Source organism: Priestia sp. D3YE.R1 (assembly GCF_049199565.1).
GTDB classification, from domain to species: domain Bacteria; phylum Bacillota; class Bacilli; order Bacillales; family Bacillaceae_H; genus Priestia; species Priestia aryabhattai.
Map to the genome: position 1 here is coordinate 297,079 of NZ_JBLTHW010000003.1, position 25,692 is coordinate 322,770.

At 39.7% G+C, this 25,692-nt stretch carries 25 protein-coding genes and 2 riboswitches; of the genes, 20 read left to right on the plus strand and 5 right to left on the minus strand.

What is annotated here, in order from left to right; genetic code table 11:
• Positions 1 to 108 precede the first annotated feature (108 nt).
• The 4 genes from ACOZIR_RS19825 to ACOZIR_RS19840 all read left to right on the plus strand — a co-directional run bounded on the left by ACOZIR_RS19825 (position 109) and on the right by ACOZIR_RS19840 (position 4,705).
• The gene (locus ACOZIR_RS19825) at positions 109 to 1,491 is read left to right on the plus strand and encodes an aspartate kinase (RefSeq protein ID WP_045290521.1); all 1,383 of its coding nucleotides are present in this window, start codon (positions 109 to 111) and stop codon (positions 1,489 to 1,491) included.
• Positions 1,492 to 1,607: 116 nt separating this feature from the next.
• Entirely contained in the window at positions 1,608 to 2,093 is a 486-nt protein-coding gene (locus tag ACOZIR_RS19830; protein WP_045290519.1) for a YusW family protein, read from the plus strand.
• Between the two features lie 417 nt (positions 2,094 to 2,510).
• Positions 2,511 to 3,101 (plus strand): superoxide dismutase family protein, encoded by a 591-nt coding sequence (locus tag ACOZIR_RS19835; protein ID WP_310878700.1) that lies wholly within the window; start codon positions 2,511 to 2,513, stop codon positions 3,099 to 3,101.
• A gap of 116 nt (positions 3,102 to 3,217) precedes the next feature.
• A complete protein-coding gene (locus ACOZIR_RS19840) occupies positions 3,218 to 4,705 on the plus strand; it encodes an FAD-dependent oxidoreductase (RefSeq protein WP_045290515.1) in 1,488 nt (495 codons plus the stop codon).
• Between the two features lie 71 nt (positions 4,706 to 4,776).
• Here the strand turns inward: ACOZIR_RS19840 and ACOZIR_RS19845 are convergent, their stop codons facing one another.
• The gene (locus tag ACOZIR_RS19845; protein WP_045290513.1) at positions 4,777 to 6,009 is read right to left on the minus strand and encodes a helix-turn-helix domain-containing protein; all 1,233 of its coding nucleotides are present in this window, start codon (positions 6,007 to 6,009) and stop codon (positions 4,777 to 4,779) included.
• 307 nt (positions 6,010 to 6,316) lie between these two features.
• Between ACOZIR_RS19845 and ACOZIR_RS19850 the strand changes: the two genes are divergently transcribed.
• From ACOZIR_RS19850 to ACOZIR_RS19860, 3 genes are read left to right on the plus strand one after another with little or no spacing between them, the layout of a single operon-like run.
• Positions 6,317 to 7,096 (plus strand): SDR family NAD(P)-dependent oxidoreductase, encoded by a 780-nt coding sequence (locus tag ACOZIR_RS19850; RefSeq protein WP_045290511.1) that lies wholly within the window; start codon positions 6,317 to 6,319, stop codon positions 7,094 to 7,096.
• 12 nt (positions 7,097 to 7,108) lie between these two features.
• Positions 7,109 to 7,411 (plus strand): ArsR/SmtB family transcription factor, encoded by a 303-nt coding sequence (locus ACOZIR_RS19855; protein ID WP_033578848.1) that lies wholly within the window; start codon positions 7,109 to 7,111, stop codon positions 7,409 to 7,411.
• 13 nt (positions 7,412 to 7,424) lie between these two features.
• Entirely contained in the window at positions 7,425 to 8,825 is a 1,401-nt protein-coding gene (locus ACOZIR_RS19860; RefSeq protein WP_045290509.1) for an aldehyde dehydrogenase, read from the plus strand.
• Between the two features lie 27 nt (positions 8,826 to 8,852).
• On the opposite strand, the gene tenA is transcribed toward ACOZIR_RS19860, so the two are convergent.
• The gene (gene tenA / locus ACOZIR_RS19865; RefSeq protein ID WP_045290507.1) at positions 8,853 to 9,542 is read right to left on the minus strand and encodes a thiaminase II; all 690 of its coding nucleotides are present in this window, start codon (positions 9,540 to 9,542) and stop codon (positions 8,853 to 8,855) included.
• 95 nt (positions 9,543 to 9,637) lie between these two features.
• A riboswitch (TPP riboswitch) is annotated at positions 9,638 to 9,736 on the minus strand.
• A 226-nt stretch (positions 9,737 to 9,962) separates the two neighbouring features.
• Here tenA and ACOZIR_RS19870 point away from each other — a divergent pair.
• From ACOZIR_RS19870 to ACOZIR_RS19880, 3 genes are all read left to right on the plus strand, one after another.
• On the plus strand, positions 9,963 to 10,709 hold the full coding sequence (locus tag ACOZIR_RS19870; protein ID WP_045290505.1) for a TspO/MBR family protein: 747 nt from the start codon (positions 9,963 to 9,965) through the stop codon (positions 10,707 to 10,709).
• Between the two features lie 301 nt (positions 10,710 to 11,010).
• Positions 11,011 to 11,193 carry a hypothetical protein gene (locus ACOZIR_RS19875; protein WP_013056847.1) on the plus strand — a complete coding sequence of 61 codons (183 nt, stop codon included), beginning with the start codon at positions 11,011 to 11,013 and terminating at the stop codon, positions 11,191 to 11,193.
• A 176-nt stretch (positions 11,194 to 11,369) separates the two neighbouring features.
• A complete protein-coding gene (locus ACOZIR_RS19880) occupies positions 11,370 to 12,704 on the plus strand; it encodes a sodium-dependent transporter (protein ID WP_216141895.1) in 1,335 nt (444 codons plus the stop codon).
• Positions 12,705 to 12,734: 30 nt separating this feature from the next.
• Here ACOZIR_RS19880 and ACOZIR_RS19885 read toward each other — a convergent pair whose 3' ends face one another.
• Positions 12,735 to 13,310 carry a cell wall hydrolase gene (locus ACOZIR_RS19885; RefSeq protein WP_221814990.1) on the minus strand — a complete coding sequence of 192 codons (576 nt, stop codon included), beginning with the start codon at positions 13,308 to 13,310 and terminating at the stop codon, positions 12,735 to 12,737.
• A gap of 250 nt (positions 13,311 to 13,560) precedes the next feature.
• Between ACOZIR_RS19885 and ACOZIR_RS19890 the strand changes: the two genes are divergently transcribed.
• The 5 genes from ACOZIR_RS19890 to ACOZIR_RS19910 all read left to right on the plus strand — a co-directional run bounded on the left by ACOZIR_RS19890 (position 13,561) and on the right by ACOZIR_RS19910 (position 18,452).
• Positions 13,561 to 14,592, plus strand: coding sequence for a LacI family DNA-binding transcriptional regulator (locus tag ACOZIR_RS19890; RefSeq protein ID WP_045290500.1), 1,032 nt, complete (start codon positions 13,561 to 13,563; stop codon positions 14,590 to 14,592).
• Between the two features lie 89 nt (positions 14,593 to 14,681).
• Positions 14,682 to 15,407, plus strand: coding sequence for a ThuA domain-containing protein (locus ACOZIR_RS19895; RefSeq protein ID WP_013056851.1), 726 nt, complete (start codon positions 14,682 to 14,684; stop codon positions 15,405 to 15,407).
• Positions 15,408 to 15,439: 32 nt separating this feature from the next.
• Entirely contained in the window at positions 15,440 to 16,465 is a 1,026-nt protein-coding gene (locus ACOZIR_RS19900) for a Gfo/Idh/MocA family protein (RefSeq protein ID WP_045290498.1), read from the plus strand.
• Positions 16,466 to 16,477: 12 nt separating this feature from the next.
• Positions 16,478 to 17,482, plus strand: a complete 1,005-nt coding sequence (locus ACOZIR_RS19905) for a Gfo/Idh/MocA family protein (RefSeq protein WP_045290496.1) — start codon at positions 16,478 to 16,480, stop codon at positions 17,480 to 17,482.
• A 1-nt stretch (position 17,483) separates the two neighbouring features.
• Positions 17,484 to 18,452, plus strand: coding sequence for a sugar phosphate isomerase/epimerase (locus tag ACOZIR_RS19910; RefSeq protein WP_328120375.1), 969 nt, complete (start codon positions 17,484 to 17,486; stop codon positions 18,450 to 18,452).
• Positions 18,453 to 18,519: 67 nt separating this feature from the next.
• Here ACOZIR_RS19910 and ACOZIR_RS19915 read toward each other — a convergent pair whose 3' ends face one another.
• Entirely contained in the window at positions 18,520 to 19,128 is a 609-nt protein-coding gene (locus tag ACOZIR_RS19915; RefSeq protein WP_328120374.1) for a DNA-3-methyladenine glycosylase, read from the minus strand.
• 462 nt (positions 19,129 to 19,590) lie between these two features.
• On the opposite strand from ACOZIR_RS19915, the gene ACOZIR_RS19920 reads away from it, so the two are divergent.
• Complete coding sequence (locus ACOZIR_RS19920; RefSeq protein WP_421535765.1) at positions 19,591 to 21,090, plus strand: UDP-N-acetylmuramoyl-L-alanyl-D-glutamate--2,6-diaminopimelate ligase; 1,500 nt, start codon at positions 19,591 to 19,593, stop codon at positions 21,088 to 21,090.
• A 93-nt stretch (positions 21,091 to 21,183) separates the two neighbouring features.
• Here ACOZIR_RS19920 and ACOZIR_RS19925 read toward each other — a convergent pair whose 3' ends face one another.
• The gene (locus ACOZIR_RS19925) at positions 21,184 to 21,690 is read right to left on the minus strand and encodes a hypothetical protein (protein WP_013082979.1); all 507 of its coding nucleotides are present in this window, start codon (positions 21,688 to 21,690) and stop codon (positions 21,184 to 21,186) included.
• A 170-nt stretch (positions 21,691 to 21,860) separates the two neighbouring features.
• On the opposite strand from ACOZIR_RS19925, the gene ACOZIR_RS19930 reads away from it, so the two are divergent.
• The 4 genes from ACOZIR_RS19930 (at position 21,861) to thiM (ending at position 25,682) form a co-directional block, all read left to right on the plus strand.
• A complete protein-coding gene (locus tag ACOZIR_RS19930) occupies positions 21,861 to 22,325 on the plus strand; it encodes a GNAT family N-acetyltransferase (RefSeq protein WP_421535766.1) in 465 nt (154 codons plus the stop codon).
• A 261-nt stretch (positions 22,326 to 22,586) separates the two neighbouring features.
• A complete protein-coding gene (locus ACOZIR_RS19935) occupies positions 22,587 to 23,186 on the plus strand; it encodes a TetR/AcrR family transcriptional regulator (RefSeq protein ID WP_045290487.1) in 600 nt (199 codons plus the stop codon).
• A 96-nt stretch (positions 23,187 to 23,282) separates the two neighbouring features.
• A complete protein-coding gene (locus ACOZIR_RS19940) occupies positions 23,283 to 24,500 on the plus strand; it encodes an MFS transporter (RefSeq protein WP_045290485.1) in 1,218 nt (405 codons plus the stop codon).
• Between the two features lie 192 nt (positions 24,501 to 24,692).
• A riboswitch (TPP riboswitch) is annotated at positions 24,693 to 24,801 on the plus strand.
• A gap of 74 nt (positions 24,802 to 24,875) precedes the next feature.
• On the plus strand, positions 24,876 to 25,682 hold the full coding sequence (gene thiM / locus ACOZIR_RS19945) for a hydroxyethylthiazole kinase (protein ID WP_013056862.1): 807 nt from the start codon (positions 24,876 to 24,878) through the stop codon (positions 25,680 to 25,682).
• Positions 25,683 to 25,692 lie beyond the last annotated feature (10 nt).

A 25,692-nucleotide genomic window follows, 5' to 3' on the forward strand; every position in this document is an offset into this window, starting at 1 on the left:
GTAGTATTCCTTTAATTTTTAGAAAAGTTAGATAGATAAGCTTTTCTACTTGATAAAATATGATACAATAATCGAATATTAAAAACAAAGTAAGGAAGTGTCTCAAACATGAAGGTTGCGAAGTTTGGCGGGAGTTCAGTTGCAAGCGCAGAGAAATTTAAACAGGTTGCGCATATTGTAACGTCTGATAAAGAGAGAAAGCTGGTAGTTGTATCAGCTCCGGGCAAGCGATACGGAGAAGATACAAAAATGACAGATTTGCTAATCGCACTTTCTGCCAAAATACAGCTTGGAGAAGATTACGTCGATGAGTTTGGGCAAGTAATTGATCGCTATCGTGAAATTGTTGTGGACTTGTCTATGCCAGAAACGATTATTACGGACATTATTACGAATTTACAATCACTTATTGATTTACATAAAAACGATCCGTTTCGCTTATTAGACTGTCTAAAAGCAAGCGGAGAAGATAATAACGCAAAGGTAATGGCTGCTTATTTAAACCATTTAGGGTTTGAAGCTCATTATGTAAATCCAAAAGAAGCAGGTATTTTTGTTTCTGATGAACCCGGAAGAGCAAGAGTGCTTCCACTGTCTTATGAAAAACTACCTCAGCTAAGAGAGCGTTCGGGCATTTTGGTGATTCCAGGATTCTTTGGCTACTCTGAAGAAGGGAACATGGTTACGTTCTCGCGCGGTGGGTCAGATATCACAGGCTCGATTGTAGCAGCGGGAGTAAAAGCTGATTTGTATGAAAACTTTACCGACGTAGATGCTATTTATAGCGTAGATCCAAGACTTGTGGAAAAGCCTCATGAAATGAAAGAAGTCACATACAGAGAAATGCGTGAACTATCCTATGCAGGTTTTTCTGTCTTCCATGATGAAGCGCTAGAGCCGGTTTATAAACTAGGCATTCCTGTATGTGTAAAGAATACAAATAATCCTGAAGCAAAGGGTACATTTATTGTAGCTGAGCGTCCTCACGGCGATACGCCGGTGGTCGGAATCGCTGGGGACAAAGGTTTTTGCAATATTCATGTGAGCAAATACTTATTAAACCGTGAAATTGGTTTTGGCAGAAGATTGCTTGAAATTTTAGAAGATGAAGGTATTTCCTACGAACATACTCCTTCAGGAATTGATAATATCTCTGTCATCATGCGCGAGCATCAGCTTACGCCAGATGTGGAAAAGCGTGTATTTGCTCGAATTGAAAAAGAACTTGAAGTAGATGAAATCTTTATTGAGCGTGATCTTGCTATGGTTATGGTAGTAGGAGAGGGAATGAATAGCACAGTAGGGATTGCTGCAAAAGCGACAGACGCTTTTGCTCGTGCTGAAGTGAATCTTGAAATGATCAATCAAGGATCTTCTGAGGTGAGCATGATGTTTGGTGTGAAAGCAGCCGCTTTAGACCGTGCTGTTCAAGCTCTTTACAATACGTATTTTAACAGCATGTACAGTATTTCTTATTCTAATGTAAAATAAACAAGACGAAAAATCCCGCTTTCTTTTTAGAGAGCGGGGTTTTCTAGTGAAGGCGTATAAAAATCAAATTTGTGGACATAAAAGGAAGGAAGAGTGAACTAAAAGGAGGAAACACAGTGAAGAAACGACCCTTTTTCATATTCTTTTCCCTTATAGGTATTAGCGTACTTTCAGCATGCCACAATGATGATGCAGCACCGGCAAGAGAAGCTCAAAATAAACAAGGCGTGACAAATGGCGGAACGCCGATGAGCTATGACAATCAAAGTGAAAACACATCTTTTAACTTTTTAAAATTTGATTTAGAAGTAGACTATAAGGGGCTCAACAATGATTATGAAGCCGACTATGAAAATGAAAATGATGAGATAGAAGCCAAAGTGGATGATAATATTAACGATGAGCACTTGAACGGAGACAAAGCTTTTAATAAATTATCTTCAAAATTTAAAAAGTTAAATTTTGATCAGCGCACGCCCGATGAAGATGTGAAAAAGGAAGTAATCGATGCGTTTGATCTAAAAAAAGATTTTCAGTCTTTTGAATTAGAAGTTCGTTTTTCAAACGGAACGGAAAAAGAATACAACTTTAAACAAAAGTAAGACGTTAAAGTGAAGAAAAAAGTGGAAACACGAGAGAGGTTGAGACATAACTACATCAATCGAATCTAAAGGCGAACAAAGAGGATCAATGAGCTAGTATGAATCGCTTGTGACACCGCTGTTGAATTCCCTGCAAGACTTCGCTTTCAGCGGGCGGCCGCTGAGTCTTCTTGTCGCTTATGCTCCTGCGGGGTCTCATCTATTCCGCTTTTCCCGCAGGAGTCTTCGTCTTGCCCTCCAATCAACAGCTAGAAGCACCTATCTAGATGAAACCTACATTCATCATCACCGTGAAAAATCCAACTTGTTCAGATTTTCCTTCGACTAAAATACTTTTGTCCCATCCTCTTTTTTTATGTCTAAAAAAAGGAGAATAGTGAAAGGATGGTGATAAATAAGCAAAAGGAGGAATCACGGATGCAAAAGTGGATAATGAACGGATGCGTGGTCTTTATCTTATTAATGCTGGGAGCATGCAGTATGGTAAAAGAGCAAAATAACGCTCATGAAAACCATTTGAAAGCAGAGGAAGCGAAAGAAACAAGCGAAGTATCGGTAGAACCTGTTAAAGTGAATTTAACGAATACATCAGGCAAAAAAGTAGGAGAGGCTACGCTGACAGAAGCAAAGAACGGTGTGCAAATTAAATTAACTGCTCAAGGTCTTTCACCCGGGAGACATGGATTTCATATTCATGAAATAGGAAAATGTGAGGTGCCGGATTTTAAAACAGCAGGGGCCCATTTTAATCCTTTTAAACGTGAACACGGCTTTAAAAATACAAAAGGCCCGCATGCCGGTGACTTGCCCAACCTAGAAGTTGCGCCAAATGGAAAAGTAGATACCGAAATTTTTGCTTCTCTCGTCACGCTGCAAGAAGGAAAGCCGAATTCTCTTTTGGATATGGATGGGTCGGCATTAGTGATACATGACAAAGTCGACGATTACACAACGGATCCTTCAGGAAACTCAGGAGATCGAATTATTTGTGGAGTGGTTACAAAATAAGCCAAAAAGCTGTGAGATCATTCACGGCTTTTTTATTTCAGTAACGAGCCGCTTCTAAATTGCGGTGAGCTTCTTTTTTTTGCACAATAGAAGAAAGAGCTAAAGAAGGTGAAAATATGCATAAGCAAGTTGTTGTAATAGGCGGAGGAATAGGTGGGTTAACAGCCGGAGCGCTTTTAGCTAAGCATGGCTATGAAGTGACGGTTTTAGAAGCTTCTCGAGAGTGGGGAGGCTGTGCCGGGAAATTCCAGCGCCATCTTTATACATTTCCTGTTGGAGCGACGCTTGGAATGGGCTTTGAGCGCGGAGGGATACATGAGCGAATCAGCACGTACCTTGGCCTAGAAATTGAAAAGATTTCTCTTGAGAAAATCATGAAAGTTCATCTTCCTCATCGTACACTGATTTATTATCAAGACCGGCATCAGCATATTTCCTATCTTCAAAAACAATTTCCTCATAAAGCGAAGAATATTAGGAGCTTCTATGAAAGTATTTTTAGAGTTGCAAAAGAAATTCGCAAGCTCATGCGGCCGCTGCCGGTTCTTCCTCCTCTGACAGTCGGTGAGTGGAGTCGGCTGGTAAGTTCGTTAAATCTTGGGTCTGTGAAGTTATTACCTTATTTTCATCGATCGTTTAGTCATTTACTAAAAAAACACAGCTTGCTAGACGAAACGGACTTTCTTCATTTTGTTGATGGTCAATTAATAGACAGCATGCAGACAACGAGTGAGAACTGTTCAATGCTTATCGGATGTCTAGCGTTGGATATTTATCACGAAGGAGCTTTCTACGTGAAGGGTGGCTTATACAAAGTCGCAGAAGCCCTGCAAAAATCGATTAAAGCCAACGGAGGAAAAACGATTCTAGGAAGGAAAGCAGTAAAGATAGAGCGTGATAACGACGAGTGGATAGTGCATGATCATAGAGGTAACCGCTACAGTGCTTCAGACGTTGTATGCAACGCGCCAATTCAAAGCTTAAAGTCTTTACTGCATGATGAAGATTACCAACATATCCATAAGCGGATCAAAGAAAAAAGCGAGCTTCCGCAGTGGGGAACGTTTTCGATGTATGTTGCGATTGATGAAGGAGATTTGCCGCAGAAGGTAGAGTTGTTTCAGCAAGTGCTTCAATCCGAACAAGGCGAGATGACGGAAGGAAATCATTTATTTATCTCCGTGTCTCATCCTGACGATCGTTTTCGCGCGCCTCAAGGCAAGCGTACAATTACAGCGTCTACTCACATTGAGCTTAGCAAGTGGCGTAACAAAGAAGCCTATGATGTTCAAAAACAAGTTCTTGAGAAAAAAATGATGGCAGGAATTAAAACCATCATTCCTAACATTGAAGAAGCAGAGCATCAAATTTCAGGAGCTCCTAAAGCATGGGAAAGGTTCACTTCTCGCCCAAACGGCGGAGTGGGAGGCTTTCCGCAAACGTTAGATCATGCTTTGTTCAACAGCATTTCGCATCGATCTGGCTTACAAGGGCTGTGGCTGTGCGGAGATACAGTGTTTCCGGGAGCGGGAACTATAGGCGTATCGGTAAGCGGCTATCATGTTTTTCAAAGTATAACGTCTCGTCAGCATAGGTTACCTTAACGTTTCGTACAGACAAACTACTAGTGTTACCATCAAAAAACACCGGCCCTATTACCATAGGGCCGGTGTTTTCAGGAGAGAAACAGCTTCCACCACTTCCGTTTTCGCTTCATATCAGCAGCGGCGGTTTGTCTAAAGGTTTGGACAAAATCACTAAACATTTCTTCGCGTTCAGCTACGCTTTGACGATGAAGCTTACGTTCTTTCTCCATTTCTTTCAAATAATAGACTCGTTCTTCATTCATCGAATCAATTAGATCACGAAGCTCTTCTGTCGTATTAGTTGAAGAATTGTTTAATTTTTCAACCATAAATTTTACTTGATTCATCGCAACGGTAGAATTGCTTGAGAATCGGTCTAATAAATACTGCATTTCTTTAGAGGATTCATCCGCATTCTCCATGACATCTTTCATGAACAGGCGCATATCCTCTGTTTTTTCTTCCGCAATTGTTGAATAATCTTCAATCAAAGAAGTGACCTCATCAAACGATTTTTCGTTAGAACGGATAATTTTTTTAGACATATTTTCTACATCTCTTGCGCTGCGTTCTGAAGACTCAGAGATATATGCCCCGACCGATTCCACCATTTCTACAGTTTGAGTAGCACTTTTTTCAAGCTCTTTTTTTACTTCTCCGACAATTTCTTCCCGAACTTCATTTCGCATTCCTTCTCGCATTTCTTTTAACAAATCAGCTTTAAACGTATCAAGTACTTCAAACACATCTTCATAGCGGCGAACAGCTTCTACTAGTTCCCCTTGAAGCAGCTCTTTTTCATTCACGACAAGGTCGTTTGGCTTTTGTTCTTCAATAGAAGCCGAAATAGCCTGCTTTTCTTCTTCAGTAGCTAATCGCGCTTCAGGTATAGGAGGGGTCTTCTCTTGCTTATTCTCTGAAACGCTTTCCTGCTTTTCAGCAGCTTTTTTCTTTTCTTGCTTCATTTGTTTATTGGAGTGTTCTTGGAAATCAATGACGTTTTCTTTTTTAGCAGTTTTCAACTTTGCTGGTTCTTCTTCTTTTGAAACCGCTGCCTCTGATTCCATCACTAAATGTTCCTGCTCTTCTTGTTCCTTTATCAGCAGCTGAACATATTCTTTCACTTCATCTAACGTACATTGTTCATCAAACAGCTGTTTAATATCATTAAATAATTCAATTTGTTCCTCTGTATAGACACGGGCCCCATCTACTCGTTCAATTGTTAAATAGCTGCCCAATAATTTTTCCCATTGTTTTAACGTTTTCTTTTCTACCTCTAATTGATCACTTACTTTTTTAATTGTATATGTCTCCATCATTTTTCATTTCCTCCCTTATCTATTTTCATCCAACTATGTAATGGATTATTTGTTGTATGTTGTATTCACCATATCTTCACTTGTTTTCCTGCTAGGTGACAAAGGTTGTCAAAACTAGACGACATTAGCCTTCTATGTAAAGAAAACGCATATTTTGTAAAAAAATGTACAGAAATGCGCGAATGGAAAAAATTAAAATAGAGAAGGGCAAGAGAGTATAGAAAACAGTTGACGGGAAAAAATGAATCCTATAAGATAAGTTTAAATGTTTAAGTTCTTGAACATATAAACATAAGGAGTGAACACTATGTCACAGCATTATGCGCTCATCACCGGTGCGTCGGGAGGAATAGGTAAAGAGTTAGCTTATCGATTTGCAAAGGATGGCCATTCTTTAATTTTAGTTGCCAGAAGCGCTGATAAACTAAGAGCTATTCGAGAAAATTTAAAATCTACTTACAATATTGAAGTGATAACGGTTGTAAAGGATTTATCAAGAGAAGAAGAGATACAGTCACTGTATGAAGAACTTAAAAATAAAGAAATGCACGTTGATTATTTAGTGAACAATGCAGGTTTTGGGCTATACGGTAAATTTGTTGAAACAGCTTTAGACGAAGAGTTAAACATGATTGACTTAAATATCCGATCATTAACTCATTTAACAAAATTATTTTTACCCGATATGGTCAAAAGAAATTACGGGAAAATTTTAAACATTGCGTCCGTTGCTGCATTTATGCCGGGTCCGCTTATGACGGTATATTACGCAACAAAAGCGTACGTATTATCTTTCACAGAGGCTCTTGAAAATGAATTAAAAGGTACCAATGTAACGGTAAGCGCTCTATGCCCGGGTCCAACTAAAACTGGTTTTAGCGACCGAGCCCAGCTAAGCAACTCCAAGCTTTTTCAAAGCGGTGCAATGGATGTAGAAGAAGTTGTTAAAGTTGGCTATAAAAAATTTATGAAAGGGCAGACGGTTATCATACCAGGCGTACATTTTCGTCTTGCTACGTTCATCCCGCGCTTTGTACCAAGAAAGTGGCTTTCATCCGTTGTCCGCAGAACACAAGAAATTAAATAAAGGAGAATATTTATGAGTGAAAAAGCAGTGGAGTTATTTCGTGCCAGCATTCCTATTTTTCAGGCTCTAAGTGATTCAGCAAGACAAGATATTATTTTGCTGCTCGCGGAAAAAGAGCCTTTAACCGTTAATGAAATTGCAAACGAGTCTACTCTATCACGACCGGCAATTTCTCATCATTTGAAAATTTTACGCGATCAAAAGCTTGTGCAAATTGAGCAAAAAGGAACGCAGAGATATTATTCATTAGCTTTAAACGAGGCAGTTGAGCTATTAAAAAGCTTGCTTGCTACAGTTGAAGCCGAATGTTTATAGGGAGATGAAAGGAATGAACCACGAGCAATTCTATATCACAGATGAAACGGTCATTGAGCATATTGTCTCTACACAAAAGCAGTATTTCTATGCGCAAAAGACAAAGAGTATCAACAGTCGCATTCAAGCGCTGAATAAGCTCAGAGACGTAGTCAAACAAAATGAACAGAGAATTATGGATGCTTTAAAACAAGATTTAAATAAATCTGAAGTAGAGGCCTACACGTCGGAAATTGGGATTTTACTAGAGGAAATTCGGTTTACGCTTAAACATTTAGCAAAATGGATGAAGCCTAAAAAAGTAAAAACCGCTTTAACACATGTGGGCTCTAAAGGGAAAATTGTTCCTGAACCGTATGGAGTCGCGTTAATTATTGCTCCGTGGAACTATCCGTTTCAATTAGCGCTATCTCCTTTAGTAGGAGCGATTGCCGCTGGGAACACGGCTATTATTAAGCCTTCTGAATTAACGCCTAGCGTATCTCGCGTTATACAAGAATTACTAGCTGAGGCTTTTGATCCAGCATTTGTGACGGTGATTGAAGGAGCTGTAGAAACCACAAGCCTGCTTTTAAAACAGCCGCTTGATTATATTTTTTTTACGGGAAGTGTAAATGTAGGGAAAATTATTATGCAAGAAGCAGGGAAGCAGCTTATTCCCGTCACGCTTGAGCTAGGAGGGAAAAGTCCGTGCATTGTACATGAAGATGCAAACCTAGATCTTGCAGCGAAGCGAATTATGTTTGGCAAAGGAATGAATGCAGGCCAAACGTGTGTTGCTCCTGATTATTTGCTCGTGCATAAAAAGGTAAAAGCGCAGCTGGTGAAAAAACTTCGCGAAGCAATTTCTCAATTTTACGGTAGTAATCCGCTTGAAAGCGACCGCTACGGCCGTATTGTCAGTGAGCGCCATTTTACTCGGCTAATTGAGTTTTTAAAAGACGGAAACGCTATAGTTGGAGGCGGGTACAATAAAAGCACGCTCACAATAGAACCTACGGTGTTAAGTGAAGTAAGCTGGACATCAGATGTTATGCAAGAAGAAATTTTTGGGCCTATTCTTCCTATGATTGAATACGAAACGCTAGACGAAGTTATTCATAAAGTTCAAGAAAAAGCTAAGCCGCTCGCTCTTTACTTGTTTACAGAAAGTGAAGATGTACAAAACGTCATAACGGAGCGTCTTTCATTTGGAGGAGGCTGCATAAATGATACACTTATGCATATCGCTACGCCATATTTACCCTTTGGCGGAGTAGGAGAAAGCGGTACGGGTCAATATCATGGAAAAGACAGCTTTCAGACATTTTCTCATTTTAAAAGCATGTTGTCTCAAACAACCAAGTTTGATTTGTCATTCCGCTATCCTTCGGAGAAACAAAACCTGAAAATGATCAAAAAATTATTGAAATAAAAAGCCTCCTGATAGGAGGCTTTTTCGTTATTTTGAAAGTGAAAGCTGAGAAAGCGGCCATTTTTCCTGCGTATACGCCATTTCCCAAAATAAATACTCCAGTTCACAGCTTTTGATGAAGTGATCTTTCATACGATTACGTTCTTCTTCAGTAGCTTGTTCGGCAAGTTCATCAAGCTTGTTACAAAACCATTGTGTTGTGCTATTCATTTCTTCATTATTATAAAACTGAATCCATTCATAAAAAGGATGAGAAGGAGATGGATTTACTTGTTCTGTAATCCGCTGGCCAATTTCAACGTACGTCCATGGACATGGAAGAAGCACGGCAATGATTTCCGCTAAGCTGCCTGTATGCGCAACGCTTGTCATATGGTTAATGTAGTGGCTGGCCGTTGGTGAAAGAGCCTCAGTGTGAAGGTCTTCATAGCGTACGCCTGCTACTTCACAAAAATTATTGTGAGGGTGTACTTCACTATGTAATACCGTAGAAATGCCGGCATTAAAGGCTTCCATTTCGGTACGCGTGCGGCATTTTGTTAAAGCAGCGCCGTAAATGCGTACAAATGCTGTTAAGTATTCGTAATCTTGAGAAACGTAGTGAATAAGCGCTTCTTTTGGCACGTTTCCTTCAGCAATTCCTGTAATAAAAGGATGGTTAAAAATTGCTTCGTAAATATAATTTGCTTCTTGTCTTAAGTGAGACGAAAATGACATCAAAATCCTCCTTTAATATGAGGAAGTCACAAACAAGCACATAAAGGAAATAAAAAACACTCCGTTTGTAAACGGAGTGGCAAAGGACAGTACAAAACTGAACATTGCCACTTTCCTACGCTGGTATGAGCCAGATCAGGTTCAAAGGGATCAAGAAAACTTGTCTCAGCCGGTCGGCACCCCTAGTGGACTTCCTATTAGTCTATGTTTAACTTACCATATATTCTGAAAAATAGAAAGCGTTATGGAAAATTGTTCCCTAACGGTTTTTATCTCTTAAAGAGGTAGCATCTTGAAGCTATTTTTAATCATTTTTGTTTAAAAATGCATATTTTTAGGGAAGAAGAGGTATTAATGAAGGGAAGAGCCGTTTTCGTCTCCGAAACATTCCCATATAAATAGAAGAAAGGAGAGAACAAAATGGCGAAATTTCGTTTGTATGCTGTATTAAATACAGTAGGCTTGGCTATTACACTGCTTGTGAATTATTTAGCAAATGCTATTCCAATAGGAGGCAAAACAACGGGAGAAGCTTCTGCGCAAGTTCCTACGTTGTTTACACCAGCGGGTTATGCCTTTGCTATCTGGGGCGTTATTTATTTATTATTAACCATTTGGGTTATACGCCAATTTTTTGCAAGAGAAGATCAAAAGGAAATATATGCACGTATCGGCATTTGGTTTTCTCTAAACTGTTTGTTAAATAGTGCGTGGATCTTTATTTTCCAAAACGATTACTATAAGTTATCTCTTTTAGTTATGCTCTTTATTCTAGGCACATTAATGATTGTGTATTCCATTATTCAGCATTCTCGAATGACGACATGGTTTATGCGTCTGCCGATTTCTCTGTATCTTGGATGGATTTCTGTTGCGACTATTGTCAATGTGTTTGTTGTATTTCAAGCAAATGGAATACAGCACTTGCTTGGCTTAAACGAGTTAGCATGGACGATTATTATGCTGCTGGTAGGAGCTGCGCTGGGCATTGTGTTTACATTAAAAAACCGAGACGCTGTTTATCCGCTTGTTTTTATTTGGGCTTATATTGCCATTGCAGTGAAGCAAAGTGGAAATCAGCTAATTGTCATTACTGTCATCATTTCAGTTGTTTTATTAGCAATTGCCATTATTGTGGGATTGATTAAACGCTATAGACGTTTTTAAAAAGAAGCTCTAGCTTTTGTAAGCTAGAGCTTTTTATGATGCTCTTTTGATTGTAAAAAAGCAGCTGTAAAAGCAATTAAGATAATTAAAATACCAAAAGGAACAACAATTGGTACGAATGATAAAATAAATGTCATAAGCGTAACCTCCATGTTGCATCGGTGCATAATGAAAAATTCAACTTTTTAAATTGAAGTTCCGCTATTATACTATGCTAGGCATTATGTTTGGAGCCTATATGTTTAGAAATAAACGAAAAAGGCAAAATACGTTACATATAGGTTATATAGGAGGAGTTAAAATGGAAACATATTTAGTTGCTTACACGGATAAAGATGATATGGAATATAAACAAGTGACATGCGAGAGCTATGAAGATGCAGAGCGTACGGTTCTTCGTTTAGAGAGAGAAGGGCATATGCATATTGAAGAAATATCAAATCAAGAAGCCTACCGCGGAGACGAATCATCGTACAGAGAATAATGTCTGAATAGAAACATCAAACCTAAAATGAAGAAGCAGCTGCTTCTTCATTTTTTCTATTCTATATAGATATCGTTTTATAGAAAAAAGTAAAACGGGAATGATTTTCTTCTGCATTTATGGTACAGTACTAATCAGGTGAGTTTTGAGTTTAGAAGAGGAGAGAGTAACATTATATGAGTAAAGGAAATCAGTGGTCTTCACGCCTCGGTTTTATTTTAGCATCTGCTGGGGCAGCAATTGGTCTAGGAGCGATATGGAAATTTCCATACGTAACGGGAACCAGTGGCGGTGGAGCATTTTTTGCGTTGTTTATTTTATTTACAATTTTTATTGGATTGCCGCTTCTGTTGGCAGAATTTATCATTGGAAGACATACGGGAAAAGAAGCGATTAGTGCTTATAAGGCAATTGCCCCAAAGTCCGCTTGGGTATGGATTGGCCGGCTTGGAGTACTAAGCTGTGTCATTTTACTTTCCTTTTACAGCGTCGTTGGCGGCTGGGTGATTTTATATACGATTATGAGCGTAACCGGTATGCTAAGCGGAAAAGAGTACGGCCCGTTGTTCAATGCCGTCATTAGCCAACCTTACGTGGTATTAGGTGCACAGGCGCTGTTTTTATTAATTACAGTGTTTGTTATTTCAAAAGGCGTACAAAAAGGAATAGAGCGTGCTAATAAATACATGATGCCGCTGTTATTTATCTGTTTTATCATTATCGTGGTTCGCTCTTTAACATTGGACGGAGCTATGGACGGGGTGAAATTCTTTTTAAAACCGGATTTTTCAGCCATTACAGGGTCATCTGTTCTCTATGCGCTCGGTCAGTCGTTTTTCTCGCTTTGCGTGGGATTATCCTGCATGGTGACATATAGCTCTTATTTAGGGAAAAAAGTAAGCTTGCCGCGTTCTGCAGGCACCATTGCTATTTTGAACTTGTTTGTTTCGCTGCTGGCGGGCTTGGCTATTTTTCCAGCTGTTTTTTCATTCGGATTAAAGCCAACCGAAGGACCTGGACTTTTGTTTGTTGTCTTGCCAACAGTATTTGAGAAAATGCCGTTTGGCACCGTCTTTTTAGCACTGTTTTTAATTTTATTTCTATTTGCTACGCTTACGTCTGCTTTTTCACTGCTGGAAATTATCGTAGCTGCTTTAACCAAAGACGATCAGACAAAACGAACTCGCTACGCTTCTCTATCAGGGATTCTTGTGTTTGTAGTAGGTATCCCATCAGCGCTTTCGTTTGGTGTATTAAAACATGTCTCACTTTTTGGCAGAAGTATATTTGACGTAGCTGACTTTTTTGTGAGCAACTTAATGCTGCCTCTTGGGAGTTTAGCCATTGCGATTTTTGTGACATTTAAAATGAAAAAAGAAGCTGTGTACGAAGAGTTTATTTCAGGAAGCACAAAAGGTGCTAAATTATTTAACGCATGGTTCTTTCTAGTTAAATACGTATTGCCGATTATTATTATAGCTGTTCTATTAAGCTTACTTGTTGCATATTAAAAAAAGCACTCCTCTGAGTGCTTTTTTTGTTTATTTTGCAAAAACGTGATTTCCGATTGTAATCGTAACCTGTTTTTGACGAAGCCATTGGTCGCTTGTTTTATCTGGATTAAAGAAGAATAACGAACCTTTTCCTTGACCCCTAAACGCTAGTGCTTCATTTACAGCTTTTTTTGCTTCAGCATCCGCTGCTTTATTAATTTCACCGTTTTGTACAGGTGTAAACTGTGTGCCTTGATAAATAACATCATGAATAGAGTTTGGGAAAGAATCGCTATCCACGCGGTTTAAAACGACTGTTGCTACAGCCACTTTGCCAGCGTAAGGTTCGCCTTTTGCTTCAGCTTGTACAAGGCGAGCTAACAATTCTTTATCGCTTTCGCTAATAGAGTTAGGGATTGTTAATGTTTCATTTGCATTAATAGAGTCGGTAGATTTGTGATTCGCTTCTTTTAACTGTTGAACCGTAACGCCGTATTCAGCGCCAATCTTGTAAAGAGTCTCGCCGGCTTTTACGCGATGGGTTGTTTCAGCGGCATTTGCCCCGTGACTCATGCCGAACATAGGAACTGCTAGTGCTCCAATAATTGCTAGTTTCTTAAACATAAAGTAAGTACCTCCTGAAATCCTTTTGAACGCCCCTTTTATCACGGATCGGTGCGTGCTGTGCACCGAACTTTATATGTACGTTTCAAAGATTAACAGGTGTCAATACATCTTGTCACTGCTTAAAACATACCAATCTAGGAAGATATTATAATAGTTAACAGATAATTTGAAAAATACGTTGACTGATAATAAAGGAGTGAATTATAATGAACGAGTAAATAGTTAACCGTTTAACTGGAGAGATTTTATGGGAGAAAAGATAACGATTCGTGATGTAGCAAAGCATGCAGGAGTGTCTGCAGCTTCAGTATCTTACGTCTTAAACGGAATTAACAAAGTATCCGATGAAACAAAAGAGCGAATTTTAACAGCGGTAAAAGAATTAAACTACGAACCCAATTTAACCGCCGTTAGTCTTTCGAAACAAAAGTCAAATATGATTGGCGTGATGTTCCCGCTTACAGATGATTCACTTTCTACTATATTTAAAGATAACCATTATTACAGTGAAATGATTAGTGGAATTGAATATGTAATCCGTAAGCATGGTTATGATCTAGTCATATCCGGAGTGAGTAGCCCAGCTGATTGCCTAAAATGGATTCGGACGAGAAATATTGATGGTCTTCTGTTTTTAGGAGCCTTCCCGCATCGATTGTATGAAAAAATGAAAGCGTTATCGAATCCGATTGTGCTAGTAGATACATACGAAAGGTACGAACGTGATTATCATCATATTTCTGTAGACGATGAGTATGGAGGATATCTAGCTACAACACATTTAGTGAGTTTGGGACACAAAGAAATTGCCTTTGTTGCTCATCACCTCGTCAATAGTCCAGTGGATAAAAAGAGGTATATAGGCTACGAGAAAGCATTAAAAGAAGCGGGCATTACACCATCAAAGACGTTTGTTTTTGAAGTGAACGAAAGTTCGTTTGATAACGGTTACAATTTAGGGAACAAGCTGCTGCAAGATCATAAGGATATTCGGGCAGTTTTTGCATCCTCTGATACGCTGGCGCTTGGAATTATGAAAGCACTGCAAGAAAAGGGGAAAAAAATTCCGCAGGAATATTCAATCGTAGGGTTTGATGACATAACCTTTAGTAGCTATGCATCTCCAAGTCTAACAACCATTCGTCAAGATGTATTTAATAAAGGAGTCGTCGCCGCGACGTCTGTTATTCAAGCAATTGAACACCGTTTCAGCACGCTGCAACATGTAAAATTATCGGTTGAACTTATTATTCGAGATTCGACTGCTAAGCGCGAGTGAACCACAGTAAGTTAACCGGTTAACCCAAGTTTAGCATTTATCAAAAAAGGGGATATAAGTTAGCATTCACAAAAAAAGGGGATATGAAAATGATTAACGTTACAGTATGGAATGAAAATCGTCATGAACAGAAAAATCCGGTTGTAAGAGAAATTTACCCTGAAGGCATCCACGGTGCCATCGCTTCTTTTTTAGAAGAAGGAGGGTTTCGCACGCACACAGCAACATTAGACGAAGTAGAACACGGGTTGACAGAAGAAGTATTAAATCAAACGGATGTTTTAGTATGGTGGGGTCATTTAGCGCATGACGAAGTAAAAGATGACATCGTTGAGAAAGTAAAGCAGCGCGTGCTGGACGGTATGGGGCTTATTGTCTTACATTCAGGTCACTTTTCTAAGATTTTTAAAACGTTGATGGGCACAAGCTGCGACTTAAAATGGCGTGAAGCAGATGAAAAAGAGCGCTTGTGGGTAGTAGAACCGAGCCATCCGATTGTGGAAGGTATTGGTGAATTTATCGAGCTGGAGCGCGAAGAAATGTACGGAGAGCACTTTGATATTCCAGCACCTGATGAACTGATTTTCACAAGCTGGTTTGAAGGCGGAGAAATTTTCAGAAGCGGCTGCACGTACAAACGCGGAAACGGAAAAGTATTTTATTTCAGACCTGGACATGAAACATATCCAACATACCATAACAAAGACATTCAGCGTGTCATTATGAATGCTATTAAATGGGCGAAGCCAGCAGAGAGAAAACGTCCTGTTTACGGCAATGCGCAACCGCTTGAATCAATCGCTGTTAAAAACTAATTAATAATGCTTAAGCAAAGGGGATAGGAAAGATGGCAAAAGTAAAAATTGGCGTTATTGGGTGTGGAAGCATTGCGCAACACCGTCACTTACCAGAATATAAGATGAATGAACTAGTAGAATTAGTAGCCGTTTGCGATATAAACACCGAACGTGCAAACAGCGTAGCACAGCAGTACGGTGTAAAAGCGTACACAAACTATGAGGAACTTTTAGCAAGCGGTACAGTGGAAGCAGTGAGCGTGTGTACGCCCAATTATCTTCATGCGCCTATTTCGGTTGCAGCGTTAAACAGCGGAGTTCATGTTCTGTGTGAAAAGCCGATGGCAACATCAGAAGAAGAAGCGAAAGCAATGATTGAAGCAGCAAAAACAAACGGTAAAAAACTAATGATCGGACATAATCAGCGCTTTGTAGCTTCTCATCAAAAAGCTCGTGAACTTATTGAAAAAGGGGAAATCGGTAAAATTTATAGTTTCCGTACGGCTTTTGGCCACGGTGGCCCTGAGGGGTGGAGCGTGGACGGAAAAGACAGCTGGTTCTTCAAAAAAGACGAAGCGTTTATTGGAGCTATGGGGGATTTAGGCGTTCATAAAACCGATATGCTTCGCTACATATTGAGTGAAGAAATTGTAGAAGTCGGTGCATTTGTGGAAAGCAATGCAAAAGACTTTGCAAATGTAGACGACAATGCTGTGTGCGTATTAAAAACGGAAAGCGGGATTATCGGGACGCTTGCGGCAAGCTGGGCTTACAATGGAAAAGAAGATAACTCCACGATTGTTTACGGAGAGAAAGGGATTCTTCGTTTAGAAGACGATCCGACGTATTCATTAGTTGCACAATATGCAACCGGTGAAGTGGTGAACTATGAATTAGGAAAAATCCAGTCGAACGATGAAGGCGGACAAAGTAATTCTCACGTCATTGAACAATTTGTAGATGCAGTTGCAGAAGATAAAGAGTCTCCTGTTCCTGGTGAAGAAGGATTAAAATCACTTGCTGTTATTTTAGCAGCTTTAAAATCAAGTCAAACGAAACAAATTACGCGCGTGTAAGAGGTGAAAAACGTGAGAATTGGCATAATCGGAGCAGGAGGGATTGCTGTAAGCAGGCATATCCCGGCATTCAAACAACTGGGTGATGAATGTGTGATTTGGGGGCTTAGCGATATTAATAGTGAAAGAGCCACAGAGGTAGCCAATGAGCATAATATCCCTCACGTATTTGTTGATTACAAAGATATGTTTAAAGAAGTGGATGCTGTATGTATTTGTACACCGAATAAATTTCACGCCGAGTTTGCAGTAGAAGCGCTAAAAGCAGGCGTTCACGTCCTATGTGAAAAGCCAATGGCGATGTCTAAAGAGCAAGGTGAAGAAATGCTTGCCGCTGCTAGAGAATCAGGTAAGCAGTTAGCGATTGCGTATCATTACCGATTCATGAAAGAAGCACAGGCTGCGAAAAAAATGATGACAGAAGTAGGGCGACCATTAGTTGCACGTGTCAGAGCAATGCGTCGGCGAAAGGTTCCCGGTTGGGGGGTATTTACGAACAAAGATCTTCAAGGAGGAGGCAGCTTAATTGATTACGGCTGCCATTTGCTTGATTTAACCCTTTGGCTAATGGGAAACCCAAAGCATACTGAAGTACTGGGAAGTACATATAATGACCTGAGTAAAACGCCTAACCAAGTAAATCAATGGGGAACATTTGATCATGAATCATTCAGCGTGGATGATCATGTAACAGCCTATATTAAATTTGAAAATGGAGCGTCGCTTCTTTTAGAAACTTCTTGGGCTGCTAACATCGAAGATGATGAAGAGCACGTAAGCATATCAGGGGTAGAGGGCGGTTTAAGCGTGTTTCCGTTTGAACTATACACGTCTAAAAACGGTATGCTCATGAACAGCACGTCACCTTGGATAGATGGAGAAGATGATTATAGCTTAAGTCAGGCTAAAAATTTCGTTGAAGCGTGTAAAGGAAATGCTGAATTAGTGGTAAAGCCACAAGAAGCGCTTCAAGTCTCAGCTATTATTGACGAAATATATCGCACAGGGGGAAATTAAAATGAAACTTGGAGTATTCACGGTCTTATTTGCGGATCTTTCTTTTGAAGAGATGTTAGATAAAGTAAAAGCAGCAGGCCTTCATGCTGTTGAAATCGGAACGGGCGGCTATCCGGGAAACAGTCATTGTCCGCTAGATGAGCTGCTTGAAGATGAAGAAAAAAGAGAAGCATATATGAAACAGATAAAAGACCGCGGACTTACAATCAGCGCATTTAGCTGCCACGGCAATCCTATTTCACCTGAGGCAAGTTTTGCAAAAGAATCTGACGAAACGCTTCGCAAGACCATCCAACTAGCATCATTAGTAGATGTTCCAGTGGTTAACTGCTTCTCTGGAACAGCAGGAGATCACGAAGAAGCGAAGTACCCAAACTGGCCTGTTACTCCTTGGCCTAACGAGTATGGAGACGTATTGAATTGGCAGTGGGAAAATAAGCTTGTTCCTTATTGGAAAGAAATTGGAGAACTAGCGGAGGAGCATAATGTAAAAATTGGTTTAGAACTTCACGGTGGATTTTTAGTTCATACTCCGTATACGCTCCTAAAGCTTCGCGAAAAAACAAGTCCAGCGATTGGCGCTAACCTTGATCCAAGTCATTTATGGTGGCAAGGAATTGATCCGGTAGGAGCTATTAAAATTTTAGCAAAAGAAAATGCGATTCATCATTTCCATGCAAAGGATACGTACTTGGACCAGGATAATATTAACATGTATGGACTGACGGATATGCAGCCATACGGAGAAGTCCAAACGCGTGCATGGACGTTTAGATCCGTAGGATGCGGACATGATGTAAAAGAGTGGTCTGATATGATGAGTGCACTTCGCATATACGGATACGATTATGTAGTCAGCATTGAGCACGAAGATCCAATCATGTCGATTGAAGAAGGATTTAAACGCGCGGTTACAAACTTACAAAGTGTATTAATTGAAGAAACTCCCTCACAAATGTGGTGGGCGTAAGCAAAAAGAAGCATCTCTAAAAAGAGGTGCTTCTTTTATTTTCGTTAATAAATCATTTGCCTTTTGTTCACCTGAATTTCGATACACAAGGGTGATTGGTAACCCAGAAGCGCCAAGGGTAATCCTTCGCTTCACCAGAATTATCAATGCCAACGCGAGGCCCGGCGGAAATCGCTGGAGGAGTGAAGCCACGAGCAATATAAAGAGGAGAGCTGGTTAGATCATGACCGTACAAATCCATTGAAACCCCTAGTGCTTTTGTTAGTTTCCCAGGACCGTTTGTCCAATTTATTTCATTTTCCATCCCTCGACGTCTAGTTTTCATCAAATCTTTTCCGCTAAAGGGCTCAATAGCTCGAATGAGGACGCCTTCTGGACAATCGATGTCGCTGCTTACGACATTGAGTAAGCAATGCGTATGCATCGTATGAGTATAAGCATGACCAGGAGGACCGAACATTACCTCCGTCCTTTTTGTGCGCCGGTTGTTAAAGCTATGAGCTGCTCGATCCAATGGCCCTTTGTAAGCCTCTGTTTCTACAATAAAACCAGATGCAGTTCCTTCTGCCGTTTCGTGAACAAGAAGACATCCTAACAGCGACTGAGCTAATTCAAGCGTAGGCTGTTGATAAAACGAAAGAGGAAGTGGTTCAATCGCTAAAAGAGAACGCGTCATTTGCTGTAGTCCATCCTTTCAAAGCAGAGTCATTCACGCTGTGATGCGCATCTTTTATTATGATGTTTTCTTTGTTATTTTGCAAAGGGAGGGACCGATTAATACAGTAATCTTTGTTACCCCACTTTCAAGTATTTATCATGGTTCAATTTACTCTATGAAATTATTTTATTTTAAAGAATGGTTTCGTTTCGTACGTGTAGGGGGAATATTTTACTACAATACTTCGCTTTTGCTGCTGGTATGATATACACAGTTCACCCATATTTTACATGATTTTAGTTTTAAAAAATAGTGATCCGTCTTTTCTTTATTTTCGTTCTACACATGAAAGCAAAATAAAAAGATTGAATTGTAGAAAGTTCTTTATAAATGGAGATAAAGAAAAAGTACCCTTCAAAGAGTATTTAAGGGATTTTAGAACATATTAAAAATAAAATTTATACACTGTGAGGAATAGCTATGAACATCCACTTTAATACAGTAACGAACTTATCAATTAAACATATTTTTGGGCCTGCATCTCAAACGATCAACCATCTCACATATCATTCAAAGCAGGTTCACGACGGATCAGTATTTTTTAGTATAAAAGGTGAAAACGAAGACGGACATCAATATATTAAAGAAGCGATAGCTAGAGGAGCCGTAGCAGTCTTTGGGACAAGTATTGAGGAGCTGCGTCTTTTAAGCACTCATTATTCTCACTGTACGTTTTTAGCTGTTGACGACGTTCGCAAAGTAATGGCGTCTTTTTCTAAAATGTATTTTGATTATACGGATGAAAAAATTGAGACAATTGGCGTTACAGGTACAAATGGCAAAACAACCGTAGCAGCTTACGTAAGGTCGCTTTTAACTCTTTTAAAACTGCCAACAGGATCGATTGGAACGACCGGCATTTGGTCATCAAAGAAGAAGTTAGTTTATAAAAAAAGTACGCCTACAACACCTGAATCGGTAGACTTGCATAAGATTTTTTATGATTTGTATACAAGAGGCGATGAAGCGGCAGTGATGGAAGTATCTTCAATTGCGATTGATCAGCAGCGAGTAGAAAATATCTATTTTGATGTAGCGATTCACACAAACTTATCGGAAGAGCATTTAGAGTATCATAAAACGTTTGAGCACTATAAAAAATGCAAGATGAAATTATTTCAACAGGCCAAACATGCCGTTATTAATATAGATGATCAGGACATGGGTAAAGACTTAAGCAGGCTATTTGAAGGCCCTAAAGTCACGTATAGCTTATTAAATAATGCGGAGGCAACTCTGCAAGCAAAAAACATTACTGTCAAAGAAGGGGGCTCTTTCTTTGATTTACTTTATAAAGGACAATCATACAAAGTAGCAGTGCCAGTATATGGCGATTACAACATTGCTAACGTGCTAGCGGCCATTGGTACAGCTCTTCACTTTGAATACCACATTGAGGATATTATTAGCGTGCTTCCTCAATTGGAAAGTCCAGAAGGGCGATTTCAAGTGATAGAAGGTCCGAATAACCAAAAAGTGATTTTAGACTATGCTCATACGCCTGTTGCCCTTACTCGTTTAGTAGAAGAAGTAAAAAAGATGGAGTATAACCAGCTGATTGTTATGATTGCAGGGATCGGCATTCGAGATTTTAATAAAATGCCTAAAATGGCGCGCACCATTGAAGGAAAAGCTGATGAAATTATCGTAACGGTTGATCACCCAGGTCATCATGATCCGAACGCAATTGTAAATCAAGTAATGACAGGTTTTTTAAATCCGAGCGCAAGCAATATTCACCGTGCTCCTACTCGAACAGAAGGCGTATTAAAGTCGCTTTCTTTAGGAAAGCCGAATGATATTATTTTACTTACAAGCGGCTGTATTAACGGCGCTCAGCTTGTAAAAGGAAACGAAATTCCGCATTCAGATGAAGAAATTATTGCCTCTTATTATGCATCGTTAAGCAATATTTCCTGATATTCTTCTTCATTTAGCGAACGTGGAGAAATTGAAACAGCATACGAAAGAAGGTCTCTTACTATTTTTAGAGACCTTCTTTTTGCATCAAAACTATAGGCTGTTTTCTCGCTGTGTTTTTGGTTCTTCAATTTTCACATCATGTTCTTTAGCCAGCTTTTTAATAGCTGCATTATAATCGCGTATGCCTTTTCGTGCTTCATCAAGCATAGCGTTTGCCTCAGCAATAAGATTGCGATCCTGCTTTTCTAAAGCGCTGACAATTTTAATGAAAGCATTATACTGGGTGTTGGCAGCCTTTATATAGCCTTCATGAACCTTTCGAAGATCGTCGGTTTCTACATCGATGTTTTCCAGTTCGTCAACAAATTTACGATAGGTAGGAATGACTTCACTCGTCATCGTATCGTACATAACAGCGTCACTTGTGTAGTTAGCGCCTGTAACAGAATCGTATGCGTCAATCGCTTCTTTTTCAAGCTGAGCGGCTTTTTTTAAATCTTGATTGTTATAGTCGATTAAATCATCTTGAACAGGATCACTAAAGCAGGCGGATAATAGAAACAAAAGAGGGACAAGACAAAATAAAACTTTCTTCAACGAATTTCACCTCCGTTTAACAATGTATGAAACATCTGCTTGGCAAAGTCGGTTTTAATAACTGGAGAAAAAGAAAGGAGTGTATAAAAGGATTTTTAAAGGTCGACAGTGAATTTATTTATAAGTCGGTTTGTAGTTGACTACCCCTTAGTAGCAGGAAGGAAGAGAAGATGATTAAAATAACAAAAGACCATTTAACGAACAATGAAGTTATTGAACTAGTAAGTTCTCACCTTCAAGGAATGAACTTACATTCGCCCCCTGAAAGTATTCATGCTCTAGGTATTGAAAGTTTAAAACAACGTGATATTACGTTTTGGAGCGTGTGGGAAGGAAGTCAGCTAGCAGGGTGCGGAGCTGTAAAAGAGTTAGATGAGCACCACGGAGAAATCAAATCGATGCGAACAGCTACCGCCCATTTGCGGAAAGGAATTGCTAGAGAGCTGCTGCAGTACATAATAAATGAAGCAAAAAAACGAGGGTACCGGCGCTTAAGCTTAGAAACAGGATCCGCACGCGCTTTTGAACCGGCTAGAAAGCTATACGCCAGTTTTGGATTTTACGAGTGCGACCCGTTTTCTACCTACAAAGAAGATCCATACAGTGTATTTATGACAAAGAAATTGACTGATTAAAAGGCAGGAAAGAAGGCGCAGATGATTTTTTTATTTGTATGCAAACTGTGCGGGCAAGCAGCTGTCATTTATCCTGTTAGCAAGTAAGCTTTTTAGGCAAGGCCTTTTTAAAAGGCTTTGTTTTGGTCATGATTCATATGAAAAGGTATAAACTAGGTTTTCTCACTAGACAAAAAGGTTTTTCCTATGTAGTATAGGTGTCAGATAATACAAAACGAATGTTCAGTATAAATAATAAATGTACGGGGCGGTGGAAATAGCTTGAATAAAAAAAAGCTTCAAAGTGAACAAACCAAAAGAAAAGTGGCAGATGCCGCTAAAGCATTGTTTTCTCAAAAAGGCTATAAAGCTACATCTATTGAGGAAATTGTAGAAGCTACGGGAAGCAGCAAAGGGAATATTTATTATCACTTTAAAAGTAAAGAAGGGCTTTTTCTTTATTTAATAGACGAATGGAATCTTGAGTGGGAACGAAACTGGAAAGAAAGAGAGTCTCTTTACAAAACAACAAGAGATAAGCTTTTTGGAATAGCAGAGCAAATCATTTTAGATGATTTGAATCACCCTCTTACGAAAGCTGCCGATGAGTTTTTTAACAACGAAGAAAAGGGCAGCGACATCGAAGAGCGAATTGATGAGATGGTGAAACGACACGTGGAGTTTAATCGCGAACTTTTGCAACAAGGTATCGATGAAGGCGAGTTTTCTCATAAAAATGCAGAGCAGCTTGCAGTAATTTTAGAAGGGCTGTTTGTTGGAATGAGCCGCATGTCTCGAAAAACGAGTACGGAAAATGCCCTGCAGCTTTACCATTCAGCAATCGATGTATTTTTAAACGGAATTATAGCAAGGTCTTCTTAAATAATCGGGGATGCTTATTGCGGTAATGAGTAATCCCTCATTATTTTGTGTTTTTATAGACCGAACGTTCAGTATTTTTGTAACCAGGAGGTTTATATGTCATTATTGTTAAGAAATCGAGCGGCGATTTTGCTGCTCATGCTAAATATCTTTATTATCTTTACGGGAATCGGTCTCGTTATTCCAATTATGCCAACATATATGACGGAGCTTCATATCAACGGCAGCGTGATGGGACTTTTAGTAGCGGTGTTTTCACTAACTCAATTTCTGTTTTCACCTTTAGCGGGGCGGTTATCAGATTCGTTAGGAAGAAAGAAAATTATTGTAGCGGGAATGATTGTTTTTGCCCTGTCTGAATGGTTCTTTGGTTCAGTGAGTACACCTCTTTTATTATTTGTATCCAGAATGCTAGGCGGGGTCGGGGCTGCGCTTATTATGCCTGCTGTTATGGCCTATACAGCGGACGTGACGTCTGCTAAAGAACGCGCTAAAGGAATGGGCTATGTGACGGCGGCGATTACAACAGGATTTATTATCGGGCCCGGTATCGGAGGCTTTTTAGCTGAATACGGTATGCGCGTACCGTTTTATATGGCCGCAGTAGCAGGAGGCTTGGCTGCAGTGATTACGCTTTTTGTTTTGCCAGAGTCTCGTCCTGTACAAAATCATGCTGTTTCAAATAATGAGAATCCAAAAGAAGATCGGCTGCTGCTGCAGCTTATGAATTCCTATAAAGAACCTTATTTTTTAAGTTTAATTATCGTTTTTGTGACATCGTTTGGATTATCCAATTATGAAACGATCTTTTCACTATTTGTGGATCATAAATTTAGCTTTACGCCAAAAGATATTGCGTTTGTTATTACGTTTGGCTCTATTGCAGGGGCTGTAGTGCAGGTTACGATTTTTGGCTGGATTTTAAATAAGTTTGGTGAAAAAAGAGTGATTTCGTTTTGCTTGATGATGACGGGACTTTTTATTTTACTTACGCTATTTGTGCACACGTACTGGCTTATTATTGTTGTGACATTTATCGTCTTTTTAGCAACAGATATTTTACGTCCGGCAATCAGCACGCAAATGTCGATGATGGCACAAGACGACCAAGGGTATGTAGCCGGACTAAACTCTGCTTATACAAGTCTGGGGAATATTATGGGACCCGTTGTAGCAGGCTTTCTCTTTGATATAAACATTAATTATCCGTACGTATCAGCTGCACTTGTACTGCTGCTTTGTTTTCTTTTATCTTTAAGAGCAGGGAAGGACCGAAAAGCAGCTGTGAGAAATCAAGCGATTCAAGAGAAATAACGAAAAGGAAAAAATGATAGAATTTTTAAGGGATAGAAGACCTCCAGTAGCTTACCGGAGGTCTTTTACTGCTGCTTTTAGTAAAGCTATAAGATTTACAATACCACTCAGCCTATAGCGAAGCTTTATTTTATCGGCAAAACAGTGAAATGGTTGCAAATAAAAAAAGTTAATAGTAAACTTTAAACGTAACAAGAATAGTATGGGAGCTTGCGCGGGGCAGGCTGAGAGTACAGGGGCGCCTGTTGACCATTTGAACCTGTTGGATAATGCCAGCGCAGGGAATGTGAGTACATACCAAAGCACCTTGCATGCGCAAAGTGCTTTTTTGTCTTTTTTTGCAGTGTTAAAACTAAATGAAAAGAGTGAGAGAACATGGATATTAGTAAAATTTCAGCTCAATTAGAAAAAGTAAGAGATACAAGTCCGCTTGTTCATAATATTACGAATGTTGTGGTAACCAATTTTACAGCAAATGGACTGCTTGCTCTAGGAGCGTCACCTGTTATGGCGTATGCGAAGGAAGAAGTGGCTGACATGGCTCGAATCGCCGGAGCGCTTGTCTTAAATATGGGTACACTGACGGCTCAAGAAGTAGAAGCGATGAGAATAGCAGGAAAATCAGCAAATGAAAACGGCGTGCCGGTTATTTTCGATCCTGTAGGAGCGGGAGCGACACCATTTCGTACAGAAGTGGCACGTCAGCTTGTAGAAGAGTTAAATATTGCCGTTATTCGCGGTAACGCTGCTGAGGTTGCGAACGTAGTAGGCGAGTCATGGCTCATTAAAGGCGTTGATTCATTAGAAGGGCAAGGAGACGTCATTGAACTTGCTGAGAAAGCAGCGAACAAATTAGATACAGTGATTGTTATTACAGGTAAACAAGATGTAATCACAGATGGAAACACAACGTATACAGTAGACAACGGCCACCCGTTATTTACGAAAGTGACGGGTACTGGATGTCTGTTAACATCAATTATAGGAGCTTTCGCCGCTGTAGAAAAAGAATATGTCGAGGCAAGCGTTGCTGCTTTAAGTTTTTACGGAGTGGCAGGTGAAATCGCCGCAGCGAAAAAAGGTGAAGAAGGGCCGGGGAGCTTTCAAATTGAGCTGTTAAATCAGCTTCATCTTTTATCTGGGCAGGATATTGAATCATATGCAAGAGTACATCAACGTTAAAAGGAGCCGG